The sequence below is a fragment of the Streptomyces sp. AP-93 genome (assembly GCF_022808175.1).
In the GTDB taxonomy this organism is placed as follows: domain Bacteria; phylum Actinomycetota; class Actinomycetes; order Streptomycetales; family Streptomycetaceae; genus Streptomyces.
Window position 1 is genome coordinate 606,553 of the sequence record NZ_JALGBX010000001.1, and the last position, 26,736, is coordinate 633,288.

At 72.4% G+C, this 26,736-nt stretch carries 27 protein-coding genes, 1 tRNA gene and 1 pseudogene; 13 read left to right on the forward strand and 16 right to left on the reverse strand.

The annotated features are described in order from the left end of the window. Positions 1-10 precede the first annotated feature (10 nt). The gene (locus MTF69_RS02840; protein WP_243330312.1) at positions 11-421 is read right to left on the reverse strand and encodes a hypothetical protein; all 411 of its coding nucleotides are present in this window, start codon (positions 419-421) and stop codon (positions 11-13) included. Positions 422-703: 282 nt separating this feature from the next. Further along, complete coding sequence (locus MTF69_RS02845; RefSeq protein ID WP_243330313.1) at positions 704-901, reverse strand: hypothetical protein; 198 nt, start codon at positions 899-901, stop codon at positions 704-706. A 249-nt stretch (positions 902-1,150) separates the two neighbouring features. Here MTF69_RS02845 and MTF69_RS02850 point away from each other — a divergent pair, with 249 nt between their 5' ends. From MTF69_RS02850 to MTF69_RS02860, 3 genes are all read left to right on the forward strand, one after another. After that, positions 1,151-1,357, forward strand: a complete 207-nt coding sequence (locus tag MTF69_RS02850; protein ID WP_243330314.1) for a hypothetical protein — start codon at positions 1,151-1,153, stop codon at positions 1,355-1,357. Beyond that, the gene (locus tag MTF69_RS02855) at positions 1,354-2,439 is read left to right on the forward strand and encodes a hypothetical protein (protein WP_243330315.1); all 1,086 of its coding nucleotides are present in this window, start codon (positions 1,354-1,356) and stop codon (positions 2,437-2,439) included. Before MTF69_RS02850 ends, MTF69_RS02855 begins: the two co-directional genes overlap by 4 nt. Before the next feature lie 128 nt (positions 2,440-2,567). After that, positions 2,568-4,013, forward strand: coding sequence for a DUF1906 domain-containing protein (locus MTF69_RS02860; protein ID WP_243330317.1), 1,446 nt, complete (start codon positions 2,568-2,570; stop codon positions 4,011-4,013). 1 nt (position 4,014) lies between these two features. On the opposite strand, the gene MTF69_RS02865 is transcribed toward MTF69_RS02860, so the two are convergent. The 5 genes from MTF69_RS02865 to MTF69_RS02885 all read right to left on the reverse strand — a co-directional run bounded on the left by MTF69_RS02865 (position 4,015) and on the right by MTF69_RS02885 (position 9,951). Next, positions 4,015-4,536, reverse strand: coding sequence for a pyridoxamine 5'-phosphate oxidase family protein (locus tag MTF69_RS02865; protein ID WP_243330319.1), 522 nt, complete (start codon positions 4,534-4,536; stop codon positions 4,015-4,017). A gap of 104 nt (positions 4,537-4,640) precedes the next feature. Continuing rightward, positions 4,641-6,131 carry an RNA-guided endonuclease IscB gene (iscB, locus tag MTF69_RS02870; RefSeq protein WP_243330321.1) on the reverse strand — a complete coding sequence of 497 codons (1,491 nt, stop codon included), beginning with the start codon at positions 6,129-6,131 and terminating at the stop codon, positions 4,641-4,643. A gap of 212 nt (positions 6,132-6,343) precedes the next feature. Continuing rightward, complete coding sequence (locus MTF69_RS02875) at positions 6,344-7,072, reverse strand: VWA domain-containing protein (RefSeq protein ID WP_243330323.1); 729 nt, start codon at positions 7,070-7,072, stop codon at positions 6,344-6,346. A 51-nt stretch (positions 7,073-7,123) separates the two neighbouring features. Further along, the gene (locus tag MTF69_RS02880; protein WP_308401356.1) at positions 7,124-8,269 is read right to left on the reverse strand and encodes an acyl-CoA dehydrogenase family protein; all 1,146 of its coding nucleotides are present in this window, start codon (positions 8,267-8,269) and stop codon (positions 7,124-7,126) included. After that, a complete protein-coding gene (locus MTF69_RS02885; protein WP_243330325.1) occupies positions 8,266-9,951 on the reverse strand; it encodes a FadD3 family acyl-CoA ligase in 1,686 nt (561 codons plus the stop codon). The genes MTF69_RS02880 and MTF69_RS02885 overlap by 4 nt, the downstream gene beginning before the upstream one ends. A 121-nt stretch (positions 9,952-10,072) precedes the next feature. Between MTF69_RS02885 and MTF69_RS43325 the strand changes: the two are divergent. After that, a pseudogene (locus tag MTF69_RS43325) lies at positions 10,073-10,462 on the forward strand (flavin reductase family protein); the annotation flags it as partial. A 47-nt stretch (positions 10,463-10,509) separates the two neighbouring features. Here MTF69_RS43325 and MTF69_RS02895 read toward each other — a convergent pair. Next, positions 10,510-11,187, reverse strand: coding sequence for a helix-turn-helix transcriptional regulator (locus MTF69_RS02895; protein ID WP_374322007.1), 678 nt, complete (start codon positions 11,185-11,187; stop codon positions 10,510-10,512). Between the two features lie 114 nt (positions 11,188-11,301). Between MTF69_RS02895 and MTF69_RS02900 the strand changes: the two genes are divergently transcribed. Genes MTF69_RS02900 through MTF69_RS02910 form a run of 3 tightly spaced genes read left to right on the forward strand, consistent with a single transcriptional unit; the run spans position 11,302 to position 14,081 of the window. Further along, positions 11,302-12,432: an LLM class flavin-dependent oxidoreductase gene (locus MTF69_RS02900; protein WP_243330328.1), complete on the forward strand. Its 1,131-nt coding sequence runs from the start codon at positions 11,302-11,304 to the stop codon at positions 12,430-12,432. A 3-nt stretch (positions 12,433-12,435) separates the two neighbouring features. Then, positions 12,436-13,185, forward strand: coding sequence for an SDR family NAD(P)-dependent oxidoreductase (locus tag MTF69_RS02905; protein ID WP_243330330.1), 750 nt, complete (start codon positions 12,436-12,438; stop codon positions 13,183-13,185). After that, complete coding sequence (locus tag MTF69_RS02910) at positions 13,182-14,081, forward strand: alpha/beta hydrolase (protein ID WP_243330332.1); 900 nt, start codon at positions 13,182-13,184, stop codon at positions 14,079-14,081. The genes MTF69_RS02905 and MTF69_RS02910 overlap by 4 nt, the downstream gene beginning before the upstream one ends. A gap of 16 nt (positions 14,082-14,097) precedes the next feature. On the opposite strand, the gene MTF69_RS02915 is transcribed toward MTF69_RS02910, so the two are convergent. Then, positions 14,098-14,172, reverse strand: a tRNA-Ala gene (locus MTF69_RS02915). Positions 14,173-14,239: 67 nt separating this feature from the next. On the opposite strand from MTF69_RS02915, the gene MTF69_RS02920 reads away from it, so the two are divergent. Continuing rightward, positions 14,240-14,569, forward strand: coding sequence for a hypothetical protein (locus MTF69_RS02920; RefSeq protein WP_243330334.1), 330 nt, complete (start codon positions 14,240-14,242; stop codon positions 14,567-14,569). Positions 14,570-14,578: 9 nt separating this feature from the next. On the opposite strand, the gene lepB is transcribed toward MTF69_RS02920, so the two are convergent. The 5 genes from lepB to MTF69_RS02945 all read right to left on the reverse strand — a co-directional run bounded on the left by lepB (position 14,579) and on the right by MTF69_RS02945 (position 19,314). After that, positions 14,579-15,343: a signal peptidase I gene (gene lepB, locus MTF69_RS02925; protein WP_243330335.1), complete on the reverse strand. Its 765-nt coding sequence runs from the start codon at positions 15,341-15,343 to the stop codon at positions 14,579-14,581. A gap of 143 nt (positions 15,344-15,486) precedes the next feature. After that, the gene (locus MTF69_RS02930) at positions 15,487-16,644 is read right to left on the reverse strand and encodes an acetyl-CoA C-acetyltransferase (RefSeq protein WP_243330337.1); all 1,158 of its coding nucleotides are present in this window, start codon (positions 16,642-16,644) and stop codon (positions 15,487-15,489) included. Between the two features lie 15 nt (positions 16,645-16,659). Next, positions 16,660-17,295 (reverse strand): TetR/AcrR family transcriptional regulator, encoded by a 636-nt coding sequence (locus MTF69_RS02935; protein WP_243330338.1) that lies wholly within the window; start codon positions 17,293-17,295, stop codon positions 16,660-16,662. 55 nt (positions 17,296-17,350) lie between these two features. Next, the gene (locus MTF69_RS02940) at positions 17,351-18,169 is read right to left on the reverse strand and encodes an SDR family oxidoreductase (RefSeq protein ID WP_243330341.1); all 819 of its coding nucleotides are present in this window, start codon (positions 18,167-18,169) and stop codon (positions 17,351-17,353) included. Continuing rightward, the gene (locus MTF69_RS02945) at positions 18,166-19,314 is read right to left on the reverse strand and encodes an acyl-CoA dehydrogenase family protein (protein ID WP_243330344.1); all 1,149 of its coding nucleotides are present in this window, start codon (positions 19,312-19,314) and stop codon (positions 18,166-18,168) included. Before MTF69_RS02945 ends, MTF69_RS02940 begins: the two co-directional genes overlap by 4 nt. A 46-nt stretch (positions 19,315-19,360) precedes the next feature. Here MTF69_RS02945 and MTF69_RS02950 point away from each other — a divergent pair, with 46 nt between their 5' ends. Genes MTF69_RS02950 through MTF69_RS02960 form a run of 3 tightly spaced genes read left to right on the forward strand, consistent with a single transcriptional unit; the run spans position 19,361 to position 22,352 of the window. Further along, on the forward strand, positions 19,361-20,218 hold the full coding sequence (locus MTF69_RS02950) for an enoyl-CoA hydratase (RefSeq protein ID WP_243330345.1): 858 nt from the start codon (positions 19,361-19,363) through the stop codon (positions 20,216-20,218). Further along, positions 20,218-21,363, forward strand: coding sequence for an acyl-CoA dehydrogenase family protein (locus tag MTF69_RS02955; protein ID WP_243330347.1), 1,146 nt, complete (start codon positions 20,218-20,220; stop codon positions 21,361-21,363). Before MTF69_RS02950 ends, MTF69_RS02955 begins: the two co-directional genes overlap by 1 nt. Further along, positions 21,363-22,352 carry an acyl-CoA dehydrogenase family protein gene (locus MTF69_RS02960; protein ID WP_243330349.1) on the forward strand — a complete coding sequence of 330 codons (990 nt, stop codon included), beginning with the start codon at positions 21,363-21,365 and terminating at the stop codon, positions 22,350-22,352. Before MTF69_RS02955 ends, MTF69_RS02960 begins: the two co-directional genes overlap by 1 nt. Positions 22,353-22,423: 71 nt before the next feature. Here the strand turns inward: MTF69_RS02960 and MTF69_RS02965 are convergent, their stop codons facing one another. Beyond that, positions 22,424-23,227 carry a class I SAM-dependent methyltransferase gene (locus tag MTF69_RS02965; RefSeq protein WP_243330351.1) on the reverse strand — a complete coding sequence of 268 codons (804 nt, stop codon included), beginning with the start codon at positions 23,225-23,227 and terminating at the stop codon, positions 22,424-22,426. Positions 23,228-23,289: 62 nt separating this feature from the next. After that, complete coding sequence (locus MTF69_RS02970) at positions 23,290-23,943, reverse strand: response regulator transcription factor (protein ID WP_243330352.1); 654 nt, start codon at positions 23,941-23,943, stop codon at positions 23,290-23,292. 228 nt (positions 23,944-24,171) lie between these two features. Between MTF69_RS02970 and MTF69_RS02975 the strand changes: the two genes are divergently transcribed. Together MTF69_RS02975 and MTF69_RS02980 are read left to right on the forward strand one after the other, a co-directional pair. Further along, positions 24,172-25,308, forward strand: a complete 1,137-nt coding sequence (locus MTF69_RS02975) for a transglycosylase family protein (protein WP_243330353.1) — start codon at positions 24,172-24,174, stop codon at positions 25,306-25,308. 169 nt (positions 25,309-25,477) lie between these two features. After that, the gene (locus MTF69_RS02980; RefSeq protein WP_243330354.1) at positions 25,478-26,683 is read left to right on the forward strand and encodes a sensor histidine kinase; all 1,206 of its coding nucleotides are present in this window, start codon (positions 25,478-25,480) and stop codon (positions 26,681-26,683) included. Positions 26,684-26,736 lie beyond the last annotated feature (53 nt).

Here is a 26,736-nt window from a genome sequence, read left to right on the forward strand (position 1 = left end):
CGTATTCCTGTCAGACGGGGTTCGGGTGGTAGTTCCACGAAGCATTCTGGTTGTATGTCGCACTCAGATTGCGCTTCGACTGGGCCGTTACCACGTCATATGCACCCTTGTACCAGCTGTTGTAGTGGACCCGGACCGCCTGGCTGGTGTAACGGCTATCGGCCGAGGCTGCGTTGTTCTTGAGGGGAGACTTGTCGCCGTTCCCCGTCCCCGAATTGAACGTTCCTGTGAATTCCCATGTCGGAAGGTTCTCGATGTAATACATCAGAGCCACCGCACCGGCCTGGTTCGAGTTGTAGTAAAGGCAGGCTCGCCCCGGATAGCAGCGCACCGTGGCAGCGGCATGCGCAGGGGAAGGGAGTGCAATTGCCAGCGTCGCGGCGGCAAGGGCTCCGGCGGTGACGATCCTGAATGGCTTCACGGACTACTCTCTCCTCGCGATTGGTCGCGAAAAACGGAAGAAGGGGGTTTGGTAAAGAAAGTCTTGCATCGCATTCGATCAAGAACGCACCCCCTAAGGTCCCGAAACGGACACCCCTTGGACCTTCTTTACGGGACACTTAGATGCATCTGCCCCGATGTGGACCGGATTGCTTCCATGGGGCGTTCGCAGTGGGCGAGCGGACGGCGTGTCAGCGGTTCAAGCGGCCGGCGTCGGCGCCAGGGTGGTGGGTTTCCTCGGCCGCGATGTGCCGGGGGTGTGTCAGGCCACCGGCAGGCTGCGTAACCCGTCCTCGTGCGCGTAGAGGCTCTTCACCGCGTGCTGCACGGCCTTGCGGTTGAAGCCCCGGCGCAGGAAGTCGGGCGGCGTGGTCGCTTGGACCCTTCGCCGGGACCGGCCGTCGAAGCGGGTCCGGCTCTCCGGGGCGGTCAGGGGGTCTCCGTCCTGTTCGCGGGCCACGCGTACGGAAGGGCCGTGCCCGGCTACGGGGGCCGGGGGCGGTCGCTCAACCAGCAGGCGGCGACGCTGTGGCGGCCTTTGGGTTCACCTTGGCTGGACCCCTCGAGGGGCTGGTGGAGGGCGGGAACCGATGTCCCCGGCCGGGCCTACCCGCGAGTATTGACTATTAGTCAATTCGGGCCCACGCTCGACGCGAGCCGTCGTGTCGTCTTTGGTGTGGGAGGTCGTCCCGTGCGTACAGATGAGGAAATGGGCCTTTTGAGCGGGGAGTTGGGGGGCGCCCGGCCTCCCGCTTCGTTCGCGGAGCTCGACGCCGGGGAGCTCGTACGGCTCGCCGAGGCGCTCAAGGCGGAGCGGGCGCGGCAGGCCGAAGGCCTGAACCAGGCCGCCGAGGAGGCGCTGGGGCTGGTCCCGGCCCTCGCACGCGGGGCCGTGCGCAAGGTGCTGTTCCGGTGAGCCGCGCCGAAGTGGAGAAGATCGCCCGGCTGGTGGGCACGGACGCCGGGGAGCTCGGCTTCCTGCGCGGGCTGCCGGACGAGGACGTACGGGCGTTCCGGGAGCAGGTCAGCGGCGTACTGAACGACGGCGCACCCGAGATGCTCGACCGGATCGCCGCCGCGACCAAGCTGGTGCCGGCCGGGGTGGCGGCTGCCATCTCGCAGAAGGCGCTCGGGCCCCGGCTGGCCGCCGGCGTGGCCGGCCGGCTGGAGGCGGGCCGGGCCGCCGCCATCATCGAGAAGCTGCCGGTCTCCTTCACCGCCGAGGCCTGCGGACACCTGGACCCGCGGAAGATCTCCGGGATCGTCGACCGGCTCGACGAGGGGCTCGTCGTCCGCATCGCCACCACCCTCGCCGAGAACCGCGACCACCTCACCATGGGCCGGTTCGTCGGCCACATGCGGGACCAGGTGCTCCGCCGGATCCTCGACCAGGTCGACGACGCGGCGGTGCTGCGCGCCGGCTTCTACGTGGACCTGCCCGAGCGGCTGCCCCGGATCCTGGAGCTCATGGGCGACGACCGCCTGGGCGCCGTCGTACGGGCCGCTGCCGCCGAGGGGCTCTGGGAGGAAGCCCTCGGCGTCGCCGCGATGGTCGGCGGCGACCAGCGGCTGCGCATCGCCGAGCTCACCGCCCGCCTCGGTGCGGCCGAGCTCGACTCGCTCGTCCGGGTGACGCACGCCGAGGGCCTGTGGGAGTCGCTGCTTCCGCTGGTGGCGCTGCTCGGCGAGGAGGACCGGCTCGCGGTGGCCCGGCTGGACTCCCTGCGGGACCCGCTCGTGCTGGCCGGGGTGGTGCGCGCCGTCGTGGCGACCGCACTCTGGGGAGCCTTCCTCCCGCTGGTCGGCGTACTGCCCGGGGAGGCGCGCAAGGTGGTGGCCGACGCCGCCGCCGGACTGGGTGACGCGGAGCTCGACGGGCTCGTGCGCGAGGTCGACAAGCAGGACCTGTGGGAGCTGGTGCTGCCGCTCGTCGAGCTGATGGAGGAGGCGGGGAAGGAACGGATCTTCGCCCTGCCCGCCTTCCAAGAGCAGGAGTAGGGGGAGGGGAGGGGAACGGGGAGCGAAGGGGGTTGTCCGCGGTGCGGTGCGGCCGTCCCGTCAACAGGTGAGCGCGGGCTCTCGTGCCTCTGCGTCAACCCCCGGGCCTTCTGGTAACAGTGGGTCACATGCTCCCCTCCCACATGATGTTGAGCTGCCTGCTGGGCGCCGCGCTGCTCGCCCCCGTCCCGCTCGGGGCCGCCGACGGCCCCACCGCCGAAGGCCGGACCGCCGACGGCCGCACCGTCGACTACCGCGGGCTGCGCCTCACCGTCCCCGCCGACTGGCGGGTCGTCGACCTCGACCGGAACCCGGACGCCTGCCTGCGCCTCGACCTGCCCACCCTCTACCTCGGGCACGCCGGCACCCAGGGCGAATGCGGAGCCGCCCGAGCCGCCGCCCCCCGCTCCGACACCCTGCACCTGGAGCCCCTCGACGGGGCTCCGCCGCGCGCCGACATCCCCACCGTCGGAGGCGACGAGGGCGACCCCCTGCCCAAGGTCCGGGGCGACAGCAACGAGATCCGCTACGCCCTGCGCCGCGCCGGGGTGATGGCCACCGTCTCCTACGGGTCCACCCCCGAGGCCGTCCGCGCGGTCCTCACCCGGGCCCGCGCCCTCACACCCCCGGCCGCCCCCGGCCCGGTCCCCGTCGATCCGGCCGGCGTCGTCGGCGGGGGTCCCCGTACCACCGTCCAGGTGCCCTTCACCGGCGAGGGTTTCGACGCGTGCACGGCTCCCACCCAGCGGACCATGAACGCCTGGCGGGCCGACTCGCCCTTCGGCGCCGTCGGCGTCTACATCGGCGGCCGTGCCCGCGCCTGCGCCCAGCCGCAGCTCACCGCCGGATGGGTGAGCCGGCAGGCCGGGGCGGGCTGGTACCTCATGCCGATCTGGGTCGGCCCCCAGCCCTGGCACAGCTCCTCCACGGGGCTCTCCACCGACCCCTCGGAGGCCAACGAGCAGGGCCGGGCCGAGGCCGAGGGCGCGGCCCACGCGGCCGCGGCACTGGGCCTGGCCGAGGGCACGGTCCTCTACAACGACCTGGAGAACTACACGGACCGGGCCACCTGGGACGCCCCGGTCGTCGCCTACCTCACGGCCTGGACGGTCCGCCTGCACGAACTGGGCTACGGCGCCGCCGCCTACGTCGCGGCGAGCTCCGGGGCCAAGGCGCTGAGCGCCCACTACGCCCAGGCCCCGCACGCCATGCCGGACGTGCTGTGGGTGGCCCGCTGGAACGGCGTGGCCTCCGTCGCCGACGCCGACCTGGGGCTGCCCGCCGGTAGGAGCCAGTGGACGGGGGGCCGCCGCGCCCACCAGTTCCGGGGTGACCACGACGCCACGTACGGGGGCGTGACGCTCAACATCGACCGGAGCTGGGTGGACGTCGCCGCCCAGACCCCGGCCGGGGCCCCGAAGACGCCGAAGACCCCGAAGGTCCCCGGCAAGGCGCAGAAGGCTCCCGCCAAGTCGCCCGCCAAGTCGCCCGCGAAGGCCCCGGCGAAGGCCCCGGTCAAGGCGCCCGCCAAGGCGCCGGCGGTCATCCCGGCGAAGACCCCGGCCAAGGTCTAGCTCAGCCCGCCGCAGGCTCCTCGCGGGCCGGCTCGTCGTCATTGCCCCGGCGCAGGGTGCGCAGCCCGTGCTCCGGGGTCCACGAGCGGACGACCAGGTCGTCGCCCTCGACGCCGACGTGGACCACCTCCGTCAGCTCGGCGCGGAACAGGTCGAAGGGGTGCGGGGTGTCGTTCTCCTCGGCCTCCTCCGCGTACCGGTGGAGCTCGGGCTGTTCCACGATCTCCACCGCCCGCCCGGAGATCCGTACGTCCCCGTCGGGCATGGTCTCGCCCGCGCCCGGGTTGGTGTGCAGGGCGAAGCGGGGATCGCGCCGCAGGTCCTTGCCCTTCATCGAGCCCGGCATCATGCCCAGCCACAGCTCGCCGCCGCGGATCTCGACGTTCAGCCCGGTCGCGCGCGGGGAGCCGTCCTTGCGCAGGGTCGCCAGGACATGGTGCGGGAACTGCGCGAAGCGGGCCTTGACGGCCGCCGCGAAGTCCGGTTCCGCCTTCTCGAATACGGCCCAGTTGTTCGTTGTCATCGGACTTCTTTCGTGGATACCCCCTGCTTTAACTGGGGGAGGAAGTGGATCGTTGGGCCGGCGGTGCGGAATGCGGGGTGTCTCTTCGCTTTTGCCGGTGGCTGTCAGATGGCAACGGTGGGGCCTTCGGGTCGGGTGGTGTAGGCGTAGCCGTCGGCTCGTTGGAGGAGGCGGAAGTGTTTGTGTCCGATGCCCTGGATGAGGCCGTGGGCGGTTTTGATGTTGAAGCGGCCGGTGGCTCGGACAGCGATCCGTCCCGTGTGGGTGCCGGTCTTCTTGCCGGTGGGGACGACGGCGCGGGCGAGGTCTCCGGTCTGGTAGCCGAAGAACTGCTTCTGCCTGGGTAGCCGCAGACGGGGGAAGCCGTACTTGTCAGTGCGGGTACGGGCGTACGTGCCGCGCCCGGTTGCGGCAACGGCAAGAATGTGGGTCGGGGTTCGGGTGACGGCATTGAGGTAGCCAACGCACAGGGCGTCCAGCGTGTGGGTCTTTGGAGTAGCGGTCCGCTGCCGGTTCCATTTCGTGCGGCCGCCCGATGCGGTGCGCACCGAGGGGAACACGGCGTCGAGGGCGCGCCAGAGCGCCCAGCGGGTCGCGTTGACGGCTGCAGTGTCCCGCAGGGGGGCTTTGGCCTGGGCGAGGATGCGGGCCAGTTGGCGCGAGGATTCCTTGAGGAACTCTTCGACGGGCTGGTTGGACTTCTTTTCGTTGCAGGGGATGCAGGCGGTGCACAGGTTGGAGATGCGGTCGCTGCCGCCGCGTGAGCGGGGGTGGATGTGGTCGATGTTGAGCGGTACTCCGGTAATGCCGCAGTAGGCGCATGCCCTGTCCCACTTGGCGAGGAGGTATTCGCGGACTTCTGTGCCGTGCAGGGTGCCGTGCTGGTACTCGGCCCCCTCCAGAGGTCCGCCGTGGGACATGGCGTGGGTATCGAACACGTTCCGTTCCACGTGCACCGTACGGACGGGTGCCCAGCGTGCGAGCCGGGTGGTCCACGACATGGTGGTGTCTACACGGTGACGCAGCGACGGGGCGAGCCAGCCCTTGGGGCGCGCGCGGTTGGAGAAGCGGGGCGCGCGGTGGCGCAGGTTACTGGTGCGCCTACGGCGCCGGTAGGCGGCGCGAGCGGTGAGCTTGTCCCGGATGGCGCTGCCCCGGTGGGCGAGTTCAACTGCGTACAGGCCACGGCGCTCACCATCCCTGGCAGTGAATACGGCGATACCGGTGTGCTTCGAGCCCGGGTCGAGCCCGAGTTCCACGCCATTGATCTGTGACTGGCCTGCGGCGCGGTCTTTCAGCCGGATCACGAACGGGGTGTGCCGGGACACGACAGCCCGTCCCTGATGGAGGAGGCGGCGGGCTCTGGCGGGGCTGGTGGGTTGGAGCGGTGTGCCGTGCTTGTCCAGGACGAACACGACGGGGTGGCCTTCACGGGCCTTCTCCCCAACCTGATGGTTGGGGGTGACGCCGCCGATGCCAGGTGAGACATCGGCGGTCTCCCCTCGCACATGTACCGCGCCGGGTGCCTTGCGGCGTTCGAGTCCCGTTTCGTCCCCGATCCGGGGGGTGTCTGCTGACTCGAATTCCAGAGCCATCTGCTGAGGAAGTACAGGTGGGTGGGTCTTCCGTCCTACGCGGTACGTAGCCAACTTCGTTCACCTCCACATACGTGTGTTGGCTGGTGCTGGTAACGGCGGCCAACAGCCGGCGTGGCTGACAGCCCCCTCCTCCAGGAGGGAGATCCCGTTACACCTCCATCAAAGCGTGAGGCACCTCCATCAAAGCGCGAGCCACTGACAATCGCGGATCAGGCGCGCACGATTCCCGCCGCCCGGGCCGCCGCCAGCCACCCCGGGAACTCCCCGACCAGCCGGTCGTACAGCTCCGAGTCCGCGACGGTCCGCGGGTCGGGGCCGGCGTGGAAGTAGCCCGCGTTGTCCACGGCCCGCTTCTGCGGGACGGGCAGTTCGTCCAGCCGCCGCAGGAAGTCGAACTGTGAGCTGCGGGTGTTGCCGAAGCCGACGAACTGCCAGAAGAGGGGCAGCCGGGCGGCCTTGCACAGGAACTTCTCGGCGGCGAGCTTGTTGATCGGGCCGCCGTCGGTCTGGAAGACGACGAGCGCGGGGAGGGTGGACCCGGAGTCCAGGTAGTGGTCGATCACCGCGTCCATCGCCGCGTGGTAGGCCGTCTTGCCCATGTGGCCGAGGCCCGCGGCGATCGCGGTGACCCGGCCCTCGTGGCCGGCCAGGGAGATCTCCTCGACCGCGTCGACCTCCGTCGAGAAGAAGACGACCGGCACGCGGGCATCGTCGTCCAGGTGCGCGGAGAGCCCCAGCACCCGGTCGGCGAGGGCCTGCACGCTGCCGTCGTCGTAGTACGGGCGCATCGAGCCGGAGTAGTCGAGGACCAGGTAGACGGCGGCCCGCCCGCCCTCCAGGCCGTGTGTGCGCAGCGAGGTCCCGGCGCTCTTGTAGAGGCTGACCAGCGCCGGGGCGGTCTCTTCGATCTTCCGGAGGTTTATCGCACTGCCCGTCATGGGCCGAGCGTACGACAGCAGCCGTCCCCGGCGCCCCCGGTCGCCGGCGCGTCACCCGGTGGGGAGGAACCCCAGCAGTGCCGCCAGCCGTTCACGGTGCGCGGCGGGGGAGCCGAAGAGCAGGGCCGAGCCGTGCGCCCGCTTGAAGTACTCGTGTGCCTCGTGCTCCCAGGTGATGCCGACGCCGCCGTGCAGCTGGATCATCTCGCCCGCCACGTAGGCGTAGGCCTCCGAGCAGGCCGACTTGGCGGCGGCCGCCGGCTCCGGGGCCGCGTCGGCGGCGGCCGCCGCGAGGGCGAGCGAGCGGGCTCCCTCCACCGCGGTGTGCAGGTCGGCGAGCCGGTGCTTCACCGCCTGGAAGGAGCCGATCGGCCGCCCGAACTGCACCCGCTCCTTCGCGTACCGGACCGTCGCCTCCAGCGCCCGCGCCGCCGCTCCCGTCTGCTCGGCGGCGAGGGCCGTGCAGGCCAGGTCCCGGACCCGGGCGAGGACCCCGGCGCCGTCGGCCGAGAGCAGCCGGGCCGGGGTCCGGTCCAGGGTCAGCTCCGCGAGCGGGCGGGTGCGGTCCATCGTGGACCGCACGGTGAAGGCCGCCGGCGCGGCGAGGAGCTCGAACAGCCCGAGCCGGCCGGGGCCCTGGCCGGGCTCGGTACCGGGTCCGGGTCCGGGGGCCGCGCCCGGGTCCGGGGCCGGGTCCATCCTGGCGAAGGCCAGCAGCAAGGACGGTTCGGCGGGGCCTGCCAGGACGTACTGCTTCCTGCCTGTGAGCAGCCAGTCCGCCCCGGCGGCCTCGGCCCGGGCCGACAGGTCGCCGGGCTCCCACCCGCCCCCCGGGGCCGACGGGTCGGCCGCGGCCTCCGCCCAGGCCAGGGCGCCCACGACCGTGCCCTCCGCCAGGTCCGGCAGGTGCTTCGCGCAGGCCTCCCGGTCACCGGACGCGAGCAGGGCCCCCGCGGTCAGCACCGCCGAGCCCAGGTACGGTACGGGGCTCAGTGCGCGCCCCAGTTCCGCCATGACCACCCCGACTTCGGCCTGCCCGCAGCCCAGCCCGCCGTACTCCTCGGGGACCGCCAGCGCGGCCGCGCCGATCTGCGCCGTCAGCGGAGCCCAGGCCGTGTGGCCGGGGTGGCGGGCCAGGACCGCCCGTACCGCGTCCCGGAGTTCCTCCTGCTCGGGCGTCAGCTCCAGCGGCCTCACGCCGACTCCCCTCGCGCCGTGCGGCGCAGCTCCGTCTTCAGCAGCTTGCCGCCCGCGTTGCGCGGGAGCTCCTCCAGCCGGGTGAACCGGCGCGGCACCTTGAAGTTGGCCAGCCGTTCCCGGGTCCAGGCGGTCAGCTCCTCGGAGGTGACCGGCCCGGTGGTGACGACGTAGGCCACCCCGACCTCGCCGAGCCGCTCGTCGGGGGCGCCGACGACCGCCGCGTCGGTGATGGCGGGGTGGGTCAGCAGCACGTTCTCCACCTCCGCCGGGTAGGCGTTGAAGCCGCCGACCACGTACATGTCCTTCAGCCGGTCGGTGATGGCGAGGTAGCCCCGCGCGTCGAGCACGCCGATGTCCCCGGTGCGCAGCCAGCCGCCGGGCAGCACGGCTTCGGCGGTGCTCGCCGGGTCGTCCAGGTAGCCGGGGGTGACGTGGTAGCCGCGGACCTGCACCTCGCCGGGCTCCCCGGCGGGCAGCACGGCGCCGAGCGGGTCGGTGATCCGTACCTCGGTGTCCGGCAGCGCCACGCCCACGGTGTGCGCGAGGGTCCAGGCGTCGGCGTCGGTGGGACAGACGGACACGACTCCGCCGGACTCGGTGAGCCCGTACGCGGTGAACACGTCGGGCGCCCCCAGTTCGCCGCGGATCTCCTCGACGAGGGAGGTGGGCACGGAGGCGGCTCCGGTGCCGGCGAGGCGCAGCGCGGACAGGTCGTGCGCGGCCCGCGCCGGGTGGCGGATCAGGCCGTGGAAAACGGTCGGCGGGCCCATCAGGCAGGTGACGCGCTCGGCGGCCATGCGGTGCAGGATGCGGTCGGTGTCGTAGACGGCCTCGGGGAGCATGGTGACCCCGCGCAGGAGGCAGGCGAGCACTCCGGCCTTGTAGCCGAAGGTGTGGAAGAAGGGGTTGACCAGCAGGTACCGGTCGCCGGGGCGCAGGGTGACGAGCCCGGACCAGGAGGCGTACAGCCGGAGGGTCTGGCCGTGGGTGGTCATGACGCCCTTGGAGCGGCCGGTGGTGCCGGAGGTGTAGAGGATGTCGCTGAGGTCCTCGGGACGCACGGCGGCCGCGCGCGCGGCCCGCTCCGCGTCGGGGACGGCCTCGCCGGCGTGCAGGTACGCCTCCCAGGAGACACCTGCGCCACCGTCACCTGCTCCGCGCCTCTCGAGCCCCTCGAGCCCTTCGAGCTCTTCGCGCCTCGCGCGCCCGTCCCGCAGGATCACCGTCGAGGCGAGCGCCCCGAGGTCCTCGCCGGAGGCGTGCAGGTCGCGGGCGTAGTCGGTACCGAGGAACCCGCGCTCGGTGAACAGGACGCGGGCGCCGCTGCGCCGGATGATGTCCGCGGCCTCGGCGGGCTTGTAGCGGGTGTTGACCGGTACGAGGACCGCTCCGGCGCCGACCGCGCCGAGGGCGGCGGTGATCCACCGGCGGCTGTTGGGGGCCCAGATCGCGACCCGGTCGCCGGGGCGGATGCCGTGGGCGATGGCGGCGCGGGCGGCCGCGGAGATCTCGGCGGCGAGGCGGGCGAAGGTCCAGCGGACCTCTCCGTCGGCGAGCGCCTCGCGCTCCCCGTACGCGGCGGCGGCGTACTCGGGGAGCCGGGCGAGCGTGGCGGGCGGCTGCGGCTGCGGCTGCGGTTGGGGTTGGGGCTGTGGCTGAGGCGGGGGTGGTGGTGGCATCGGACCCTCCCTACTTGACGAGCGAGCGTGGGCGGTATCCAATCACAGGTGTTTCGGTTAGGCATATACCTAGTAGAAATAATCAGGGAGGGTTCTCATGAGGGAGGAAGCCATGTCCGACATGAAGTCGGTCCTGTCCAGCTTCTGCACCGGCGTCGCCGTCATCACGGCACGCGGAGCCGACGGCCGTCCCGTGGGGATGGCCGTCCAGTCCTTCTCGTCCGTGTCCCTGGACCCGCCGCTGGTCTGCTTCTGCCCGGCGCGCACGTCCACCACCTGGCCCCGGATCCAGGCTGCGGGGGTCTTCGCCGTCAACATCCTCGCCGCCGACCAGCAGGAGCTGTGCCGCCGGTTCGCCGTCACCGGGGGCGACAAGTTCGCCGGTGTCCCCTGGCTGGCCGGCGGCAACGGCGCGCCCCTGCTGGACGGGGTCCTCGCCACCGTCGAATGCGATCTGGAGGCCGTCCTGGACGGCGGCGACCACGCCATCGCGCTGGGCCGGGTCACCGCCCTGACGGCGCACCGCGAAGGCGCGCCGCTGCTCTACTTCCGGCGCACCTACGGCCGCTTGCCGGGCTTGCCCGGCGCCGCATCCGCATCCGCATCCGCATCCGAATCCGGGGCTGCGGCGGGGCTCGGAGTGCGCCCGCTCTCCAGCACCGCAATGTCGTCGAGCATGGCGGCCGCGAGGTCGCGCTCGGAGGCGTAGTACCGCTCCGCCCACTTGAGGGTGAGCGTCGGGTACGCCCACGAGGCCTCTTCCCTGGCCCCGTCCGCGTCGGCCACCGCGCGCCGCCGCATCTTCTCCGCGAACTCCTGGTGCTGCACGAGGACTTCGCGCACCTGCTCCGGCTCCAGCAGGTGGCCGAGCCACAGCCGCAGCATCGGCCCGTGCTTGAGCACCGGCGGGTCGACGGGCGCCTCGCGCGCCCATCGCCGTACGGCCGTCATGCCCTCGTCCGTGATCCGGTACACCCGCTTGTCGCGGCTGCCGGTCTCCTGGGCGACCATCCGCGAAGAGGCGTAGCCGGCCTTCTCCAGCCGCTTGAGCTCGCTGTAGATCTGGCTGAAGGACGGGCTCCAGTAGAAGAAGCGCAGCGACCAGTCCGACCACTTCTTCAGGTCGTAACCGGAGAGCTCCTCTCCGAAGGAGAGTAGCCCGAGCACCGCCCAGCTGGTCGCGGGGAGCGTGCGCCCGTTCGTCTCTTCTGCCGCCTCGTTCGTCACGCAGCGCAGTCTACGACCGGTCTTCGGGGCGGCCCTTCCCCCGGCGGGGTATGACTGCTAGAAGTATTCCTATTCGAAATACATCCGACGTGCCGTGCGGAGCGCACGGCTGGGAGGTTCCCCGTGAAGTTCTCGATGATCTTCGAGGCGCAGCTCGTCGACCCGACGCCCGAACGCGAGCGCCAGGTCATCCACGACTGCGTCGAACAGGCCGTGTACGCCGAGGAGATGGGCTTCGACCGGATCTGGGCCGTGGAGCACCACGCCCTCACCCAGTACGCCCACATGAGCGCCTCCGAGATCTTCCTGACCTGGGTCGCCGCCCGGACCGAGAAGATCCGCATCGGCCACGGCGTCGTCACCATGCCCTTCGGCTACCAGCACCCCGTGCGCGTGGCCGAACGCGCCGCCATGCTCGACGTGCTCTCCGGCGGCCGCGTGGACATCGGCGCCGGCCGCGGCGCCACCCGCCAGGAGATGTCCATGTACGGGGTCCGCCCCGAGGACACCTACCCGCAGATGGAGGAGGCGCTGCGGATCTTCTCCTCCGCGTGGCGCGAGGAGAAGTTCGAGTGGCACGGCTCCATCGACATCGGCCCCGGCGCGATCCTGCCCCGCCCGGTCCAGGACCCGCACCCGCCGCTCTTCATGGCCTGCTCCAAGCACGACACCCTCAAGCTCGCCGCCGAACTGGGCATCGGAGCCCTCGTGATGGGCTTCGCCGGCGCCGACGACGTCCGCACCATGCGCAAGGTCTACGACGAGGCCATCGCCACCCGCAGCGGCGACCGCTTCGTCTCCACCGAGGTCAACGACCACCTCTCCGCGCTCTGCCCCACCATCGTCCTTGACGACGCCGAACGCGCCCTGCGCCTGGGCACCCGCGGCCAGCGCTTCTTCGCCGAGTCCATCGCCCACTGGTACGGCAACGCCCCCGAGCCGACGGGCTACTCCGAGGACGAGACCGCCGAGGAGCACGTGGCCGCGCTGGACAGGGGCCGCGAGGAACTGGTCGCCAAGCTCCACGAGGCGAACATCCCGGCCCGCCCCATAGACACCGGCACCTACAACGCCGAGCATGCCTACGGCAACGCCCAGACGGCCATCGCCTACGTCGAGCAGCTGCGCGAGATCGGCGTCGACGAGGTCATGTGCCTGATCCAGATGGGCACCGTCCCGCAGGAGGCCTGCATGGAGACCATCCGCCAGTGGGGCGAGAGCGTCATCCCGCACTTCCGCGCCCTGGAGGGCTGACCCGTGTCCGTCTCCCTCTCCCTCTCCCTCTCCCTCGACGGCAAGGTCGTCGTCATCACCGGCGCCGGACGCGGCCAGGGCGCGGCCGAGGCCCGGCTGTGCGCCGAGGCCGGAGCGCGGGTCGTGGTCACCGACATCCGGGAGGAGGAGGGCCGCGCGGTCGCCGCCCAGCTCGGCGACCAGGGGCTCTACGTACGCCACGACGTGGCCGACGCCGACAGCTGGGCGGAGGTGGTCCGCGAGGCCGTACGCGCCTTCGGCACGGTCTCCGCCCTGGTCAACAACGCCGCGCTGTGGCGCACGGCCCACGTCGAGCGCCAGGGCCTGGAGGACTTCGAAGCCCTGCTCCGGGTCAACCTGCTCGGACCGTTCCTCGGCATCCAGGCCGTGGCCCCGGTGCTGCGCGCCGGCGGAGGCGGCTCGATCGTCAACGTCTCCTCCACGGCCGGACTGGTCGGCATCCCGGGCCACGCGGCGTACGGATCGAGCAAGTTCGCCCTGCGCGGGCTGACGAAGTCGGCCGCGCTGGACCTGGCGGCGGACCGGATCAGGATCAACTCGGTGCATCCGGGGGCGATCGACACCCCGATGGTCAGCGAGGCCGTCGCGGGGCGGGACTGGTCGCACCTGCCGCTGGGGCGGATCGGGCGGCCCGAGGAGGTCGGGGAGCTGGTCCTCTTCCTCTGCTCGGAGGGGTCCTCGTACATCACGGGCGCGGAGTTCACGGTCGACGGCGGGATGACGGCGCGATGAGCGGTACCGGCAGGGATTCCCTGTCCCCGGCGGCCCGCGCGCTGTGCGACGCGATGGCGGCCGTCTTCCCCGGACCGGGGGACCCGGCGGCCCTGCGGGCGGCCGCGTCCGCCTCCCGGGGCGGCGGCGCGGAGGTGGCCTCCGTCCGGGACGCGGTCGCGGACGGCGTCCCCGTCCGGATCTACGACCCGGCGCCGGGCGCCGGGGGCGGCCGCCCGTTGGTGGTGTTCTTCCACGGCGGGGGCTGGGTGATGTGCGGCCTGGACACCCACGACGCGCTGTGCCGGGCGCTGGCCGTGGCCTCGGGAGCGGTGGTGGTCTCCGCGGACTACCGCCTCGCGCCCGAACACCCGTGGCCGGCGGCGCCCGACGACGCGCTGACGGTGCTGCTGTGGGCCCGGGCGGGGGCGGCCGGACTGGGCTGCGACCCCGCGCGGCTGGTCGTCGCCGGGGACTCCAGCGGAGGCAACCTCGCGGCCGTGACGGCCCTGCGGGCGCCCGAACTGGTCGCCGGCCAGCTGCTGTTCTACCCGCCGCTGGACGCCTCGATGGAGCAGCCCTCCGTATCGGAGTTCGCGGAGGGGTACTTCCACACGGCCGCGCACATGGCCTGGTACTGGGACCAGTACGGCGGCGACCCTGCCCACCCGCACGTCTCGCCGCTGCGGGCCCCGGACCTCGCGGGACTGCCGCGCACGCTGCTGGTCCTGGCCGACTGCGACGTCCTGCGGGACGAGGGCCTGGCCTACGGGCGCCGGCTGGGCGAAGCGGGAGTCGACTGCGGGATCCACCTGGTCCCCGGGGTCTTCCACGGCTTCCTCGGCCTGCCGCTGCCCGCGGCTGCGGCGGCGATCGGGGCGGCGGGGGCGTGGGTGGCGGCGACGGCCGCGAAATAGGGGGGAGGGGGAGGGGGGCTGGGCGGCCGGATTCGAACCGGCGTCCTCCTCCATGCTGTGTAGGCGCACTACCTATGTGCTACGACCCAGCCCTTGCTCCGGATCCTAGGCGCGGCCCCGCCGGACGCGCACCCGAATATCACCGGCATGATGTGCGCATGTCGATATCGGTCCCGGGGGCCTTGGCGCGCAACTCCCTCGCCCTCGCAGCGGAGTTCGCCGCCGCCCTGCTGATGCGCGGCTCCCAGCAGCACTGGCTTCCGATCATGCTGGCGCTGGTCGCCCTCGTCTCCGGACTCCCGCACGGCACCGAGGCCGGCTTCGTCCACCGGACCGTGCTCGCGCTCGGCGCGGTGGCGATCGCCCTGTCCGCGGCCCAAGCCTGGGACGCCCCCCAGCCGCTCCTCTGGCAGATCCTGACCGGAGCCCTGCTCCTGACCCAGACGGTCTCCCTGACCCGCCTCTCCCGCCGCCCGCCCGCCCGCTGAACCGGCCGGCTAGCGCTTGCTCCGGTCGCCGATTCCCGGCTGCCCGAAGGTGTCCGGGACCGGCAGCGTCGCCCAGCGGGTGACGGGCCAGGCCACGACGACGGCGCGGCCGACGACGTCCTCGACCGGCACGAATCCGTGGGTCTTCGGGTCGTCCAGGTGATAGCGGGAGTCGGAGGACTTCTTGCGGTGGTCCCCCATGACCCAGATCTTTCCCTCGGGCACGGTGACCGGCCCGAACGGCTTGTCGTCGCAGGGGGTGTTCCCCGGGAAGAGGTACGGCTCGTCCAGCGCCTTGCCGTTGACCTCGACCGGTCCGTTCAGGCGGCATTCGACCGTGTCGCCGCCGACCGCGATGACGCGCTTGATCAGGTCCTTCTCGTCGGCCGAGGGCATCAGTCCGATGGCGCCGAGGAAGTTCTGGACGACGTTGCGCTCCGGGGTGGGCTCGCCCTCCAGCCAGTTGCTCGGGTCGTGGAAGACGACGACCTCGCCGCGTTCGGGCTCCGAGCCGAACCAGGGGGTGAGCTTGTCGACCAGGACCCGGTCCCCGCGCTGGAGGGTGTTCTGCATCGAGACGGAAGGGATGGAGAACGCCTGGAACAGAAAGGTCTTGACCAAGAACGCCAGCACGAGGGCGATGACGACGAGCAGCGGCAGCTCCTTCCAGAGGGGGCGCTGCCCGGACCTGCTCTCGGTCCCTTCGCCCGCGGTCAGCGTGCGGGTGGCGCCCGGATCCCGGGAACCGGCCTGCGCGTCGGCTGGGTCGCCCATGTGGGGCCTCCGATCATTTTTCGAGTAGGCCCAAGGATCACCATGTGACGGTTTGCCGACGGTAAAGACGGTCCCCCGGGAGCAGTGCCCCGGCAGCAGTCCCCCCGGGAGCAGCGCCCCGGGGGACCGGGCTCCGGCGGGAGCTACAGCCGCTCGATGATGGTGACGTTGGCCTGGCCGCCGCCCTCGCACATGGTCTGGAGGCCGAAGCGGCCGCCCGTGCGCTCCAGTTCGTGGAGCAGGGTCGTCATCAGCTTGACGCCCGTCGCGCCCAGGGGGTGGCCCAGGGCGATCGCGCCGCCGTTGACGTTGACGCGCTCCGGGTCCGCGCCGGTCTCCTTCAGCCAGGCCAGGGCCACCGGGGCGAAGGCCTCGTTGATCTCGACCAGGTCGATGTCGGAGAGGGACATGCCGGTCTTCTTCAGGGCGTACGCCGTCGCCGGGATCGGCGCCGACAGCATGCGGATCGGGTCCTCACCGCGCACCGACAGGTGGTGGATGCGGGCCCGCGGGCGCAGCCCGTGTTCCCGTACCGCCCGCTCCGAGGCCAGCAGCATCGCCGCCGCGCCGTCCGAGACCTGCGAGGAGACCGCCGCCGTGATCGTGCCGCCCTCCATGACCGGCTTGAGGCCCGCCATCTTCTCCAGGGTGGTGTCCCGGCGCGGGCCCTCGTCCACCGACACCGACCCGTACGGCACGATCTCCCGCTCGAAGCGGCCCTCGTCGATCGCGCGCAGCGCCCGCTGGTGGGAGCGCAGGGCGAACTCCTCCATGTCGAGGCGGGAGATGCCCCACTTCTCGGCGATCAGCTGGGCCCCGTAGAACTGGTTGACGGGGGAGTCCCCGTACCGGGCCCGCCACCCCGCCGAGCCCAGGTAGGGGCCCTCGGTGAAGCCCAGCGGTTCCGCCGCCTGCCGCGACGCGAAGGCGATCGGGATCATCGACATGTTCTGGGTGCCGCCCGCGACCACCAGGTCCTGCGTGCCGGACATGACGCCCTGCGCCGCGAAGTGCACGGCCTGCTGCGAGGATCCGCACTGGCGGTCGATGGTGACGCCCGGGACCTCCTCGGGGAGCCCTGCCGCCAGCCAGGCCGTCCGGGCGATGTCGCCGGCCTGCGGCCCCACCGTGTCGAGGCAGCCGAAGACCACGTCCTCCACGGCCGACGGGTCGATCCCGGACCGTTCGACGAGGGCCCCCAGGACGTGCGCGCCCAGGTCGGCCGGGTGGACCTCGGACAGGCCCCCCTTGCGCCGCCCCACGGGGGTGCGTACCGCTTCGACTATGTAGGCCTCGGGCATCAGAACTCCTCAGGGTTACGTGCGTGTGGCGATGCCGTCCAGGACCATCGACAGGTACTGGCGGGCGATCTCCTCGGGGCTGTGCTGGCCGCCCGGCCGGTACCAGGACGCCGCCACCCACACCGTGTCGCGCACGAAGCGGTAGGTGAGGCGGATGTCCAGGTCGGCGCGGAAGACCCCGTCCGCGACCCCGCGCTCCAGCGTCCCCAGCCACGCCTTCTCGAACTTGACCTGCGAGTCGGAGAGGTAGTGGAAGCGGGGCTGGACCGACAGGTGCCGGGACTCCTTCTGGTAGATGGCGACCGCGGCGCGGTGCCGGTCGATCTCCCGGAACGATTCGGTGACGAGGGCCTCGATGGTCTCCCTGGGGCCGAGACCGGCGGCGAGGACGGTGTCGTACCCCTCCCACAGCTCGGTCAGGAAGGCGGAGAGGATCTCGTCGAGCATCGATTCCTTGGAATCGAAGTGGTAGTAGAGGCTGCCGGCGAGCATGCCGGCGGCGTCGGCGATCTTGCGGACGGTGGTGGCGTTGTAGCCCTGCGCGGCGAAGACCTCGGCGGCGGTGTCGAGGAGTTCGCGGCGGCGTTCGGGCGACGCCGTCACCTGGGGCTTCTTCTTGGCCGTCGGTGCGATCGGCTTGTTCGTTGGCACGCGTCCATTCTGGTCCCACGCCGGCCGGTCGTCCGCATCCGCGTCATCCGGCGGCCTACGCGTGCTGACTGCTGACCGACACGGTCTCGCCCGTCATGTACGACGAGTAGCCGCTGGCCAGGAACACGATGACGTTGGCGACCTCCCAGGGCTCGGCGTACCGGCCGAAGGCCTCGCGGGCGGTGAGTTCGGCGAGCAGCTCCTCACTGGTGACCTTCACCAGGTGCGGGTGCATCGCCAGGCTCGGCGCGACCGCGTTGATCCGTACGCCGAACTCCGCCGCCTCCAGCGCCGCGCAGCGGGTCAGCGCCATCACCCCGGCCTTGGCGGCGGCGTAGTGGGCCTGCCCGGTCTGGGCGCGCCAGCCGATGACGGAGGCGTTGTTGACGATCACCCCGCCCGTTCCGGAGGCCCGCATGGAACGCATCGCGGCGCGGGTGCAGCGGAAGGTGCCGTTCAGCGTGACGTCGAGGACGCGGGACCACTGGTCGTCGGTCATGTCGACGAGGTTCGCCGTGCCGCCGAGCCCGGCGTTGTTGACGACGAGGTCGAGGCGGCCGTGGAGCCGTTCGGCGAGCGCGAAGAAGGTGTCCACCTGTTCCTCGTCGGTGACGTCGCAGGGCAGGGAGGCGACCCGGTCCGCGCCGAACTCCGCGGCCAGCGCCTCCTCGCTCTCCTTCAGGCGGCGGGCGTGCGCGTCGCCTATGAGGACGCGGGCGCCCTCCTCCAGGAAGCGCCGTGCGGTGGCTCCGCCGATGCCGGCCCCGGCGGCCGCGGTGATCACGGCGCTCCGGCCGGCCAGCAGACCGTGCCCCGCCACGTACTCGGGTGCGTTGCGGAGCACGTTGCCGGACCGGTCTTCCGGTGCGTTCATGCCCGGACCTCCTTGGGAAGGCCGAGGATCCGCTCGGCGACGATGGTGCGCTGGATCTCGTCCGAGCCCGCGTAGATGGTGTCGGAGCGGGAGAAGAGGAAGAGCCGCTGCCAGTCGTCGAGGTCGTACGGGTCCCCGTGCGCCCCCGCCGCCAGGAGCGAGGCGGCTCCGCAGACGTCCATGGCGAGCTCGCCGAGGTCCCGGTGCCAGCGGGCCCAGTACAGCTTGGCCGTGGACGGGGCGACCCCGGGCCGCAGCGCGGAGGCGCGCATGGTCTCCAGGCCGATCCAGGCCCGGACGAGCCGGTCGCGGATCAGCGGATCGGCCATCGCGCCGTTGCGCTTCGCCAGCGCGGCCAGGTCTTCGAGCTCGCGGCGGAAGCCGACCTGCTGGCCGAGGGTGGAGACGCCCCGCTCGAAGCCGAGGGTGGCCATGGCGACGGCCCAGCCCTCGCCGGGCGCGCCGACGACGTGGGCGGCGTCGGTGCGGGCCCCGTCGAAGAAGACCTCGTTGAACTCGGAGGTCCCGGTCAGCTGCACGATGGGCCGGACCTCCACCCCGGGCTGGTCCATCGGGACCAGGAGGTAGGACAGCCCCGCGTGCCGGCGGGAGCCCGGCTCGGTGCGGGCGACGACGAAGCACCACTGGGAGGCGTGGGCCAGGGAGGTCCAGATCTTCTGGCCGTCCACGACCCACGCGCCGTCCACCAGGGAGGCCCGGGTGCGGATGCTGGCCAGGTCCGAGCCGGCGTCGGGCTCGCTGTAGCCCTGGCACCACAGCTCCTCCACGGCCCGGATGGGCGGCAGGAAGCGCCGCCGCTGCTCGTCGGTGCCGTGCGCGATGAGGGTGGGGCCGAGGAGCTGCTCACCTATGTGGTTCACGCGCGCGGGCGCGTCGGCGAGCGCGTACTCCTCGTGGAAGGCGATCTGCTGCTCGGTGCTCGCGCCGCGGCCGCCGTACTCGACGGGCCAGCCCACGCAGGTCCAGCCGTGCGCCGCCATGTGCCGCTCCCACGCGAGGCGTTCGGCGAAGGCCTCGTGTTCCCGGCCCGGTCCGCCGCGGCCCTTGAGGGCGGCGAACTCGCCGGTGAGGTGGGTCCGTAGCCAACTCCGAACCTCGGTGCGGAACTCCTCGACGCTGCTCATGGCCGTACGTTAACCTACCAAACACTTGTTAGGGAAGGATCCAGGTATGCCCGACGAAACCCCCGTGCTCTACGAGCGCCGCGGCCCGGTCGCGTACGTGACCATGAACCGCCCCCGGTACCGCAACGCCCAGAACAGCGCGATGACCTACGCCCTCGACGACGCCTTCTACCGGGCCGCCGACGATCCCGCGGTCAAGGTCCTCGTCCTGGCCGGGGCCGGCGAGCACTTCTCGGCGGGCCACGACATCGGCACCCCCGAGCGCGACGCCCACCTGCCCTTCGAACGCCGGGCCGGCCTGTGGTGGGACCACTCCCAGCGCTCCGGCGCCGAATCCCGCTTCGCCCGCGAATCCGAGGTCTACCTCGGCATGTGCCGGCGCTGGCGCGAACTGCCCAAGCCCGTCATCGCCTCCGTCCACGGCGCGTGCGTGGCCGGCGGGCTGATGCTCGCCTGGGTCTGCGATCTGATCGTTGCCAGCGAGGACGCCTTCTTCGCCGACCCCGTCGTCCGCATGGGCATCCCGGGCGTCGAGTACTTCGCCCACCCGTGGGCGATGCCCCCGCGCATCGCCAAGGAATTCCTCTACACCGGCGACCGGATGCCCGCCCGCCGGGCCTACGAGGTCGGCATGGTCAACCGGGTCGTCGAGCGGGCCGAACTGGCGGAAGCCACCGACCGGCTCGCCCTGCGGATCGCCGAGATGCCCTCCTTCGGCCTCGCCCTCACCAAGCGGGCGGTCAACCAGGCCGAGGACCTCCAGGGCCTGCACACCGGCATGGACTCCGTCTTCGGCCTGCACCACCTCGCGCACGCCCACAACGCCGAAACGGCGGCGGACTCGCTCGGCGGCATGACTGTATCCACGATGAAGGGCTCCGCGATGAAGGAGGCGAACAGCTGATGGACCTGAACCATGCGGCGGACGTGGAGGCCTTCCGGGCCGAGGCACGCGACTGGCTGGCCGCCCACGTGCCCGCCACCCCCCTGCCCTCCCTGGAGACCCGCGAGGGCTTCGCCGCCCACCGCGAATGGGAGGCGCTCCTGCACTCCGCCCGCTGGGCGGTGGTGTCCTGGCCCCAGGAGTACGGCGGCCGCGGCGTGGACATCGAACACTGGCTGGTCTTCGAGGAGGAGTACTGGGCCGCCGGCGCGCCCGGCCGGGTCTCGCAGAACGGCATCAACCTGCTCGCCCCCACCCTCTTCGACCACGCCACCGACGAACAGCGCGCCCGCGTCCTGCCCTCCATGGCGAGCGGCGAGACGATCTGGGCCCAGGCCTGGTCGGAGCCCGAATCCGGCTCCGACCTCGCCTCCCTGAAGTCCCGCGCCGTGCGCACCGAAGGCGGCTGGCTGCTGTCCGGGCAGAAGACCTGGTCCTCACGGGCCGCCTTCGCCGACCGCGCCTTCGGCATCTTCCGCACCGACCCCGAAGCCCCCAAACCCCACCAGGGCCTCACCTACCTGATGTTCGACCTGCACGCCCCCGGGGTCACCGTGCGGCCCATCGGCCGCCTCGACGGCAAGCCCGCCTTCGCGGAACTCTTCCTCGACGAGGTCTTCGTCCCCGACGCGGACGTCATCGGGGAGCCCGGACAGGGCTGGCGGATCGCCATGTCCACCACCGGCAACGAACGCGGGCTCACCCTGCGCGCCCCCGGCCGCTTCCTCGCCGCCGCCGACCGCCTCGTGGAGCTGTGGCGCAGCCACGGCGACCCCGCCGACACCGCCCTGCGCGACCGGGTCGCCGACGCGGTCGTCGGAGCCCGCGCCTACCAGCTGTTCACCTGGGCCAACGCCTCCCGCTTCGCCGCCGGAGAGACGATCGGCGCCGAGTCCAGCCTGAACAAGGTGTTCTGGTCCCAGTACGACATCGCCCTGCACGAGAGCGCCCTCGACCTGCTGGGCCCCGACGCGGAACTCGCCGACGGGGAATGGGCCGAGCCGTGGATCTTCTCCCTCGCCGGACCCATCTACGCGGGGACCAACGAGATCCAGCGCGACATCATCGCCGAGCGGCTGCTCGGCCTCCCGAAGGGCCGCCGCTGATGCGCTTCCTGCCGACCGAAGAACAGTCGGACTTCGCCCGCACCCTGCACGGCCTGCTCGCCGCCTCGGACGTCCCGGCGGCGGTACGGGCCTGGGGCGCGGGCGACCACACCCCGGGCAAGGCCCTGTGGACGCGGATCGCCGCCACCGGGCTGTTCGCCCTCGCGGCCGACGAGGCCCACGAGGGCATGGGCCTCATGCCGCTGGAGATGGCGGGCGGCTTCGTGGAGCTGGGCCGCGCCGGGGTACCCGGCCCGGTGGTGGAGACGGCCGCCGCCGCCGTACTCCTGACCCGGCTCGGCGACGAAGCACTGGCCAAGCGGTTCCTCCCCGGGCTGGCGGCGGGGGAGACCTCGGCCACCCTCACCCTGCCCGGCGGGAGCCCCTACGCCCTGGACGCCGACGCGGCCACCCACCTCTTCACGGTGTCCCCGGCCGGGGAACTCCGCCTGGCCCCCGGCGCCGGACCTCTCCGCACCTCCACCGACCCCGCCCGCCGCCTGGCCCTCCCGGACGGCGGCGGCGAACTCCTCGCCGCCGGCCCGGCGGTCACCGCGGCGGCCCGGGACGCCGCGGTCTGGGCCCGGCTGCTGACCGCCGCCCAGTGCCTCGGCACCGGCGAGGCCCTCCTCGCGCGCACGGTGGAGTACGCGAAGCAGCGCACCCAGTTCGGCACGGCGATCGGCGGCTTCCAGGCGGTGAAGCACCGGCTGGCCGACACCCTGATCGGCCTGGAATTCGCCCGGCCGCTGCTCTGGGCGGCCGCGCTCTCCCTGGCCCCCGGCGAGGTCGCCGCGGCGAAGCTGACCGCGGGCGAGGCGGCGTACGCGGCCGCCATGACCGCGCTCCAGCTGCACGGCGCCGTCGGCTACACCGAGGAACTCGACCTCTCCCTGTGGCTGCGCAAGGCCCGCCCACTGCGCGACGCGTGGGGGAGCCCCTCGCAGTGCCGGGCGGCGGTGCTTCAGGAGCGACTCCGGGCGCTGTAAATCCGAAGCGTGGTCGCCAGGGCGGCGGCGCCGAACACCAGCGCCTTCACCCCGAGCCGAGCGGGGCCGCCTCACATCACGGCCACGCTGACGGCCACCACGTAGGGCTCTTCCACCGTCCCGTCCGCAAAGAGCGGGTTCAGCCGCTCCCGCTCGGCGTCCAGGAACTCCCGCGTCCCGGCCTCGCCCAGCAGCAGGAAGGCGGAGTGGCTCGCCAGATTCGCCAAGTGCGCCTCCAGCGGGATCCGCCGGGACCACGGGACGGTCCGCGTGGCGAAACCGGAGTCGAGGCCGCGCGGGAGCGTACGGAAGCCCAGCGCCTCGGCGCTCCCGCCGACCGCGCCGCCCCCGCCCGCGACCGCGCCGCCCGGGCCGTCGGCCGCGAAGAAGGCACGGATCCGCTCTCCCTGCCCCGCGACCCAGCCGGCCGACTCGTCCAGGTCGTTCCACCAGATCGCGAGCGCCCCGCCGGGCTTCAGCACCCGGCGGGCCTCGGGCACGGACCGCGCCGGATCCGTCCAGTGCCAGGCCTGGGCGTACGTCAGGAAGTCGAAGGCGGCCCCGGCCAGCGGCAGCCGGTCCCCGTCCCCGCGCACGATCGGGATCCCCGGCCGGGTGCGCCGGAACTCGGCGGCCATCCCGTCCCCGGGCTCCACCGCCACCACCTCGGCTCCCCGGGCGCGCATCGGCGCCGTCCCGATCCCGGTCCCCGCGCCCACGTCGGCCACCCGGGCCCCGGCGAACCGGCGCCCGGCCAGCTCCTCGACGGCGTCGTACAGCGCTTCGGGATAGCCGGGCCGGTGCTGCCCGTAGAGAGCGGCGGCGCTGTCGAAGGACCGGGCCCGGGAGCGGGGAGTCGTCCGAGTTGTCGTCATGGTGCCATTGTTTTCGATCACGTCCGTCCCGGCCAGCCCCTCCGGCCCTCTCCGGGCAGCGGTCACGCGGCGCGGACCAGCCCCGCTTCGTAGGCGAGGATCGCGGCCTGGGTCCGGTTCGAGAGGTCGAGCTGCGCCAGGATCCGCGAGACGTACGTCTTCACGCTCGCCGGGGACAGGTGCAGCGCCTGCGCTATCTGCAGGTTCGTCCGGCCCTCGCCGACCAGCGCCAGGACGTCCCGCTCGCCGGGGGACAGGGTGGAGAGCTGCTCCGCGTGGTCGGGCGCCCCGGTGCGGGTGTCCGCCCTTTCCAGCAGCACCCGCATCACCCCGGGAGCCAGGGCGCTGCCGCCCGCCGCGACCGTGCGGATACCGGCGAAGAGCTCCTCGGGGCGCAGGTCCTTCAGCAGGAACCCGGCGGCTCCGGCCCGCAGTGCGTCCAGGACCAGGTCGTCCGCCGTGTAGCCGGTGAGGACGAGGACGCGCGGCGGGTCGGGCAGCCGCAGCACCTGCAAGGTCGCCTCCAGGCCGTCGACCTTCGGCATGACCAGGTCCATCAGCACTACATCGGGCCGGTGCGTCCGCGCCAGCGGCACGGCCTGCGCCCCGTCGGCGGCTTCCGCGACGACCTCGATGTCGGGCGCGCTCGCGAGCAGGGTCACCAGGCCCGACCGTATGAGGCTCTGGTCGTCGACCACCATCACGCGGATCGTCATGTGACCCACCTCCCCTGAATCCCCGTCTCATTGCGGACATTACCGCCATATAGGGACTTAAGACCCTCCAACCCTCCCTCCCCAGTCCCCTTTTGCTGTCCTGCTTGTCCTCTTTCGGGGACTTCGGGGACCCCCCGTCCTCCCGGACGGTGGTTGCCGAGGCAGAACGCACCACCGCTTCACCCGGTGCACCGGCCTCCGCAATGTCCCCGAAGTCAGGAACTCCGCATGTCTTTCCCGTCTGCTCGTACCCTCGCCGGTCTCGTTGTCGCCGGTATCGCCGCACCCGCCGCCGTGGGTCTCGTGGCACAGCCCGCGTCCGCCGCGTCGGTCGGCACGTGGGACAAGGTCGCCCAGTGTGAGTCGACCAACGACTGGAGCATCAACACCGGCAACGGCTACTACGGCGGCCTCCAGTTCTCCTCCAGCACGTGGGCGGAGTTCGGCGGCCGGCAGTACGCCCCCCAGGCCAACCAGGCCACCAAGGCGCAGCAGATCGCCATCGCCGAGAAGGTCCTGGCGACCCAGGGCCCCGGCGCCTGGCCCTCCTGCGGCAAGCTCGCCGGCCTGCAGCGCGGCGGACCGGCCCCCGAAGCTCCTGCCAAGGGCACCGGCACCTCGACCGCGAACAAGAACACCGAGACCCCGGCCGCCCCGAAGCGCGCCCAGGGTGCCCACAGCTACACCGTGGTCAGCGGCGACACCCTCGGCACCATCGGTTCCGAACTGGGCGTCAGCTGGCAGACCCTCTACTCCGAGAACCGCTCGGTGATCGGGTCCGACCCGGACATGATCCTCCCGGGCCAGCGCCTCGCGTACGGCTCCGGCTCCGGCGGCTCCTCCGACTCCGGCAGCAGCACCCCGGCCGCACCGAAGTCCTCCAGCTCGTCGAGCTCGTCCAGCTCGTCGAAGTCCTCCGACTCCTCCGGCTCTTCCAAGAGCAGCTCCAGGAGCAGCAGCGCCGAGGGCGTCCTGCCCGTCTCGGGCGGCAGCATCTCCGCGCGCTACCACCAGGCGGGCGGCTGGGCCGCCGGCTACCACACCGGCATCGACTTCGCGGTGTCCACCGGCACCCCGGTCCGGGCCGCGGCCGCGGGCACCGTCGTCTCCTCCGGCTGGCAGGGCGCGTACGGCAACGCCGTCGTCATCAAGCACGACGACGGCCGCTACACCCTGTCCGCCCACCTGTCCTCGGCGACCGCCTCCGAAGGCGAGCGCGTCTGGGCCGGTGAGCAGGTCGGCCGCTCCGGCAACACCGGCAACTCCACCGGCCCCCACCTCCACTTCGAGGTCCGCTCCAGCAACAGCTACGGTGCCGACGTCAACCCGGTCACCTGGCTGAACGGCCTCGGCGTCTCCCTGTAACAACGAGCCGGGTCACCGCGAGCCGGCTCACCAAGAACCGGGTCACCACGAGCCGGCTCACCCAAAACACGTCCCCCCGGGATGCCCCTTCGGCGGAAGAAGGGCAACCTGGGGGGACGTTTTGGCATGCTCTGCGCACTTCTGTGCGCCGACGGGGGGTGGTGGAGTCATGCAGGCCGTGCCCGGTCGCGCCGGACAGCTGCTGGAGCGGGGTCTGCGGACCCTGACCGGGGAGAGCGGCGGGGCGCCGGACCCCGTGCGCGCCCGCCGCACCGACATCTGGCTCGCCCTGGTCTGCGGACTGCTCACCACCCTCAACCTCCACGACGTCCACCGCTTCGGCCTCGTCACCGACTACCCCACGAGCCTGGCCGCCGGCTGGCTCGCGGCCCTCTCCCTGCTCTGGCGCCGCTCCCACCCCTGGATCCCGGCCCTCGCGGCCACCGCCGCCACCGTGATCTCCGACGACCGCGGCCCCCTCGTCTTCGCCGCCTACGCCGTGGCCGCGTACGGCCGCACCCACCGCTGGGGCGGGGTCCTGCTGATGGCCGTCGTCTACGCCGCCACCCGCGACCTGTTCCTGCCGCTCGGGTACGCCGGGCGCGACCCCGCCTCCTTCGTCCTCGGCTCCATCCTCGTGCCCGCCCTGTACGGGGAGACCGTGCGCCGCAACCGGCACGTGATGACCGCGCTGCGCGAGCGGGCCCGCCAGGCCCACGCCGCCGTGGACCAGGCGGCCGACCTGGCCGTCGTCCAGGAACGCACCCGTTTGGCCCAGCGCACCCACGACGGCCTCGGCCACCGTCTCACCGCCCTCACGATGCAGGCCGCCGCCCTGCGCCTGGACGCCGAGGCCGACCCCCGGGTCCGGGAGGCCGCCGGCGCCGTGGAGGAATCGGCGCGGGCCGCGATGGCCGAGGTCAGGGAGGTGCTGGACATGCTGACCGACCCCGCGGGCAGCCGTGCGTACACCTCACCCGTCGACGTGGGCCGCTTCCTCGGCTCCCTGGCCCGGAACATGCGGGCCACCGGCATGGAGATCGCCCACCACACCCAGCCCGGCCTGGGGTCCTTCCCGGCTGCCGACGGGCGGCTGCTGCTGCGGATCGCCCGCGAGGGGCTCACCAACGCGGCGAAGTACGCCCCGGGCTCCGCCGTCCGGATGAATCTGTACACCGAGGACGGGGAGGTACGCCTCGACGTGGTCAACACCGCCCCCGAGGGGGAACGGATCGTCCTCGACTCCGGCGGGATGGGCATCCCGGGGCTCCGGAGCGCCCTCACGGAGGTGGGCGGGCAGCTGCGCGCCGGACCCACTCGGGACGGAGGTCACATGCTCTCGGCGACACTCCCCGACCGACGTGTGCTAGCTTAGAGCTCGTTGCAGTTGTGGTACCCATGAACTTTATGTGCGCCTGACGGGAATGC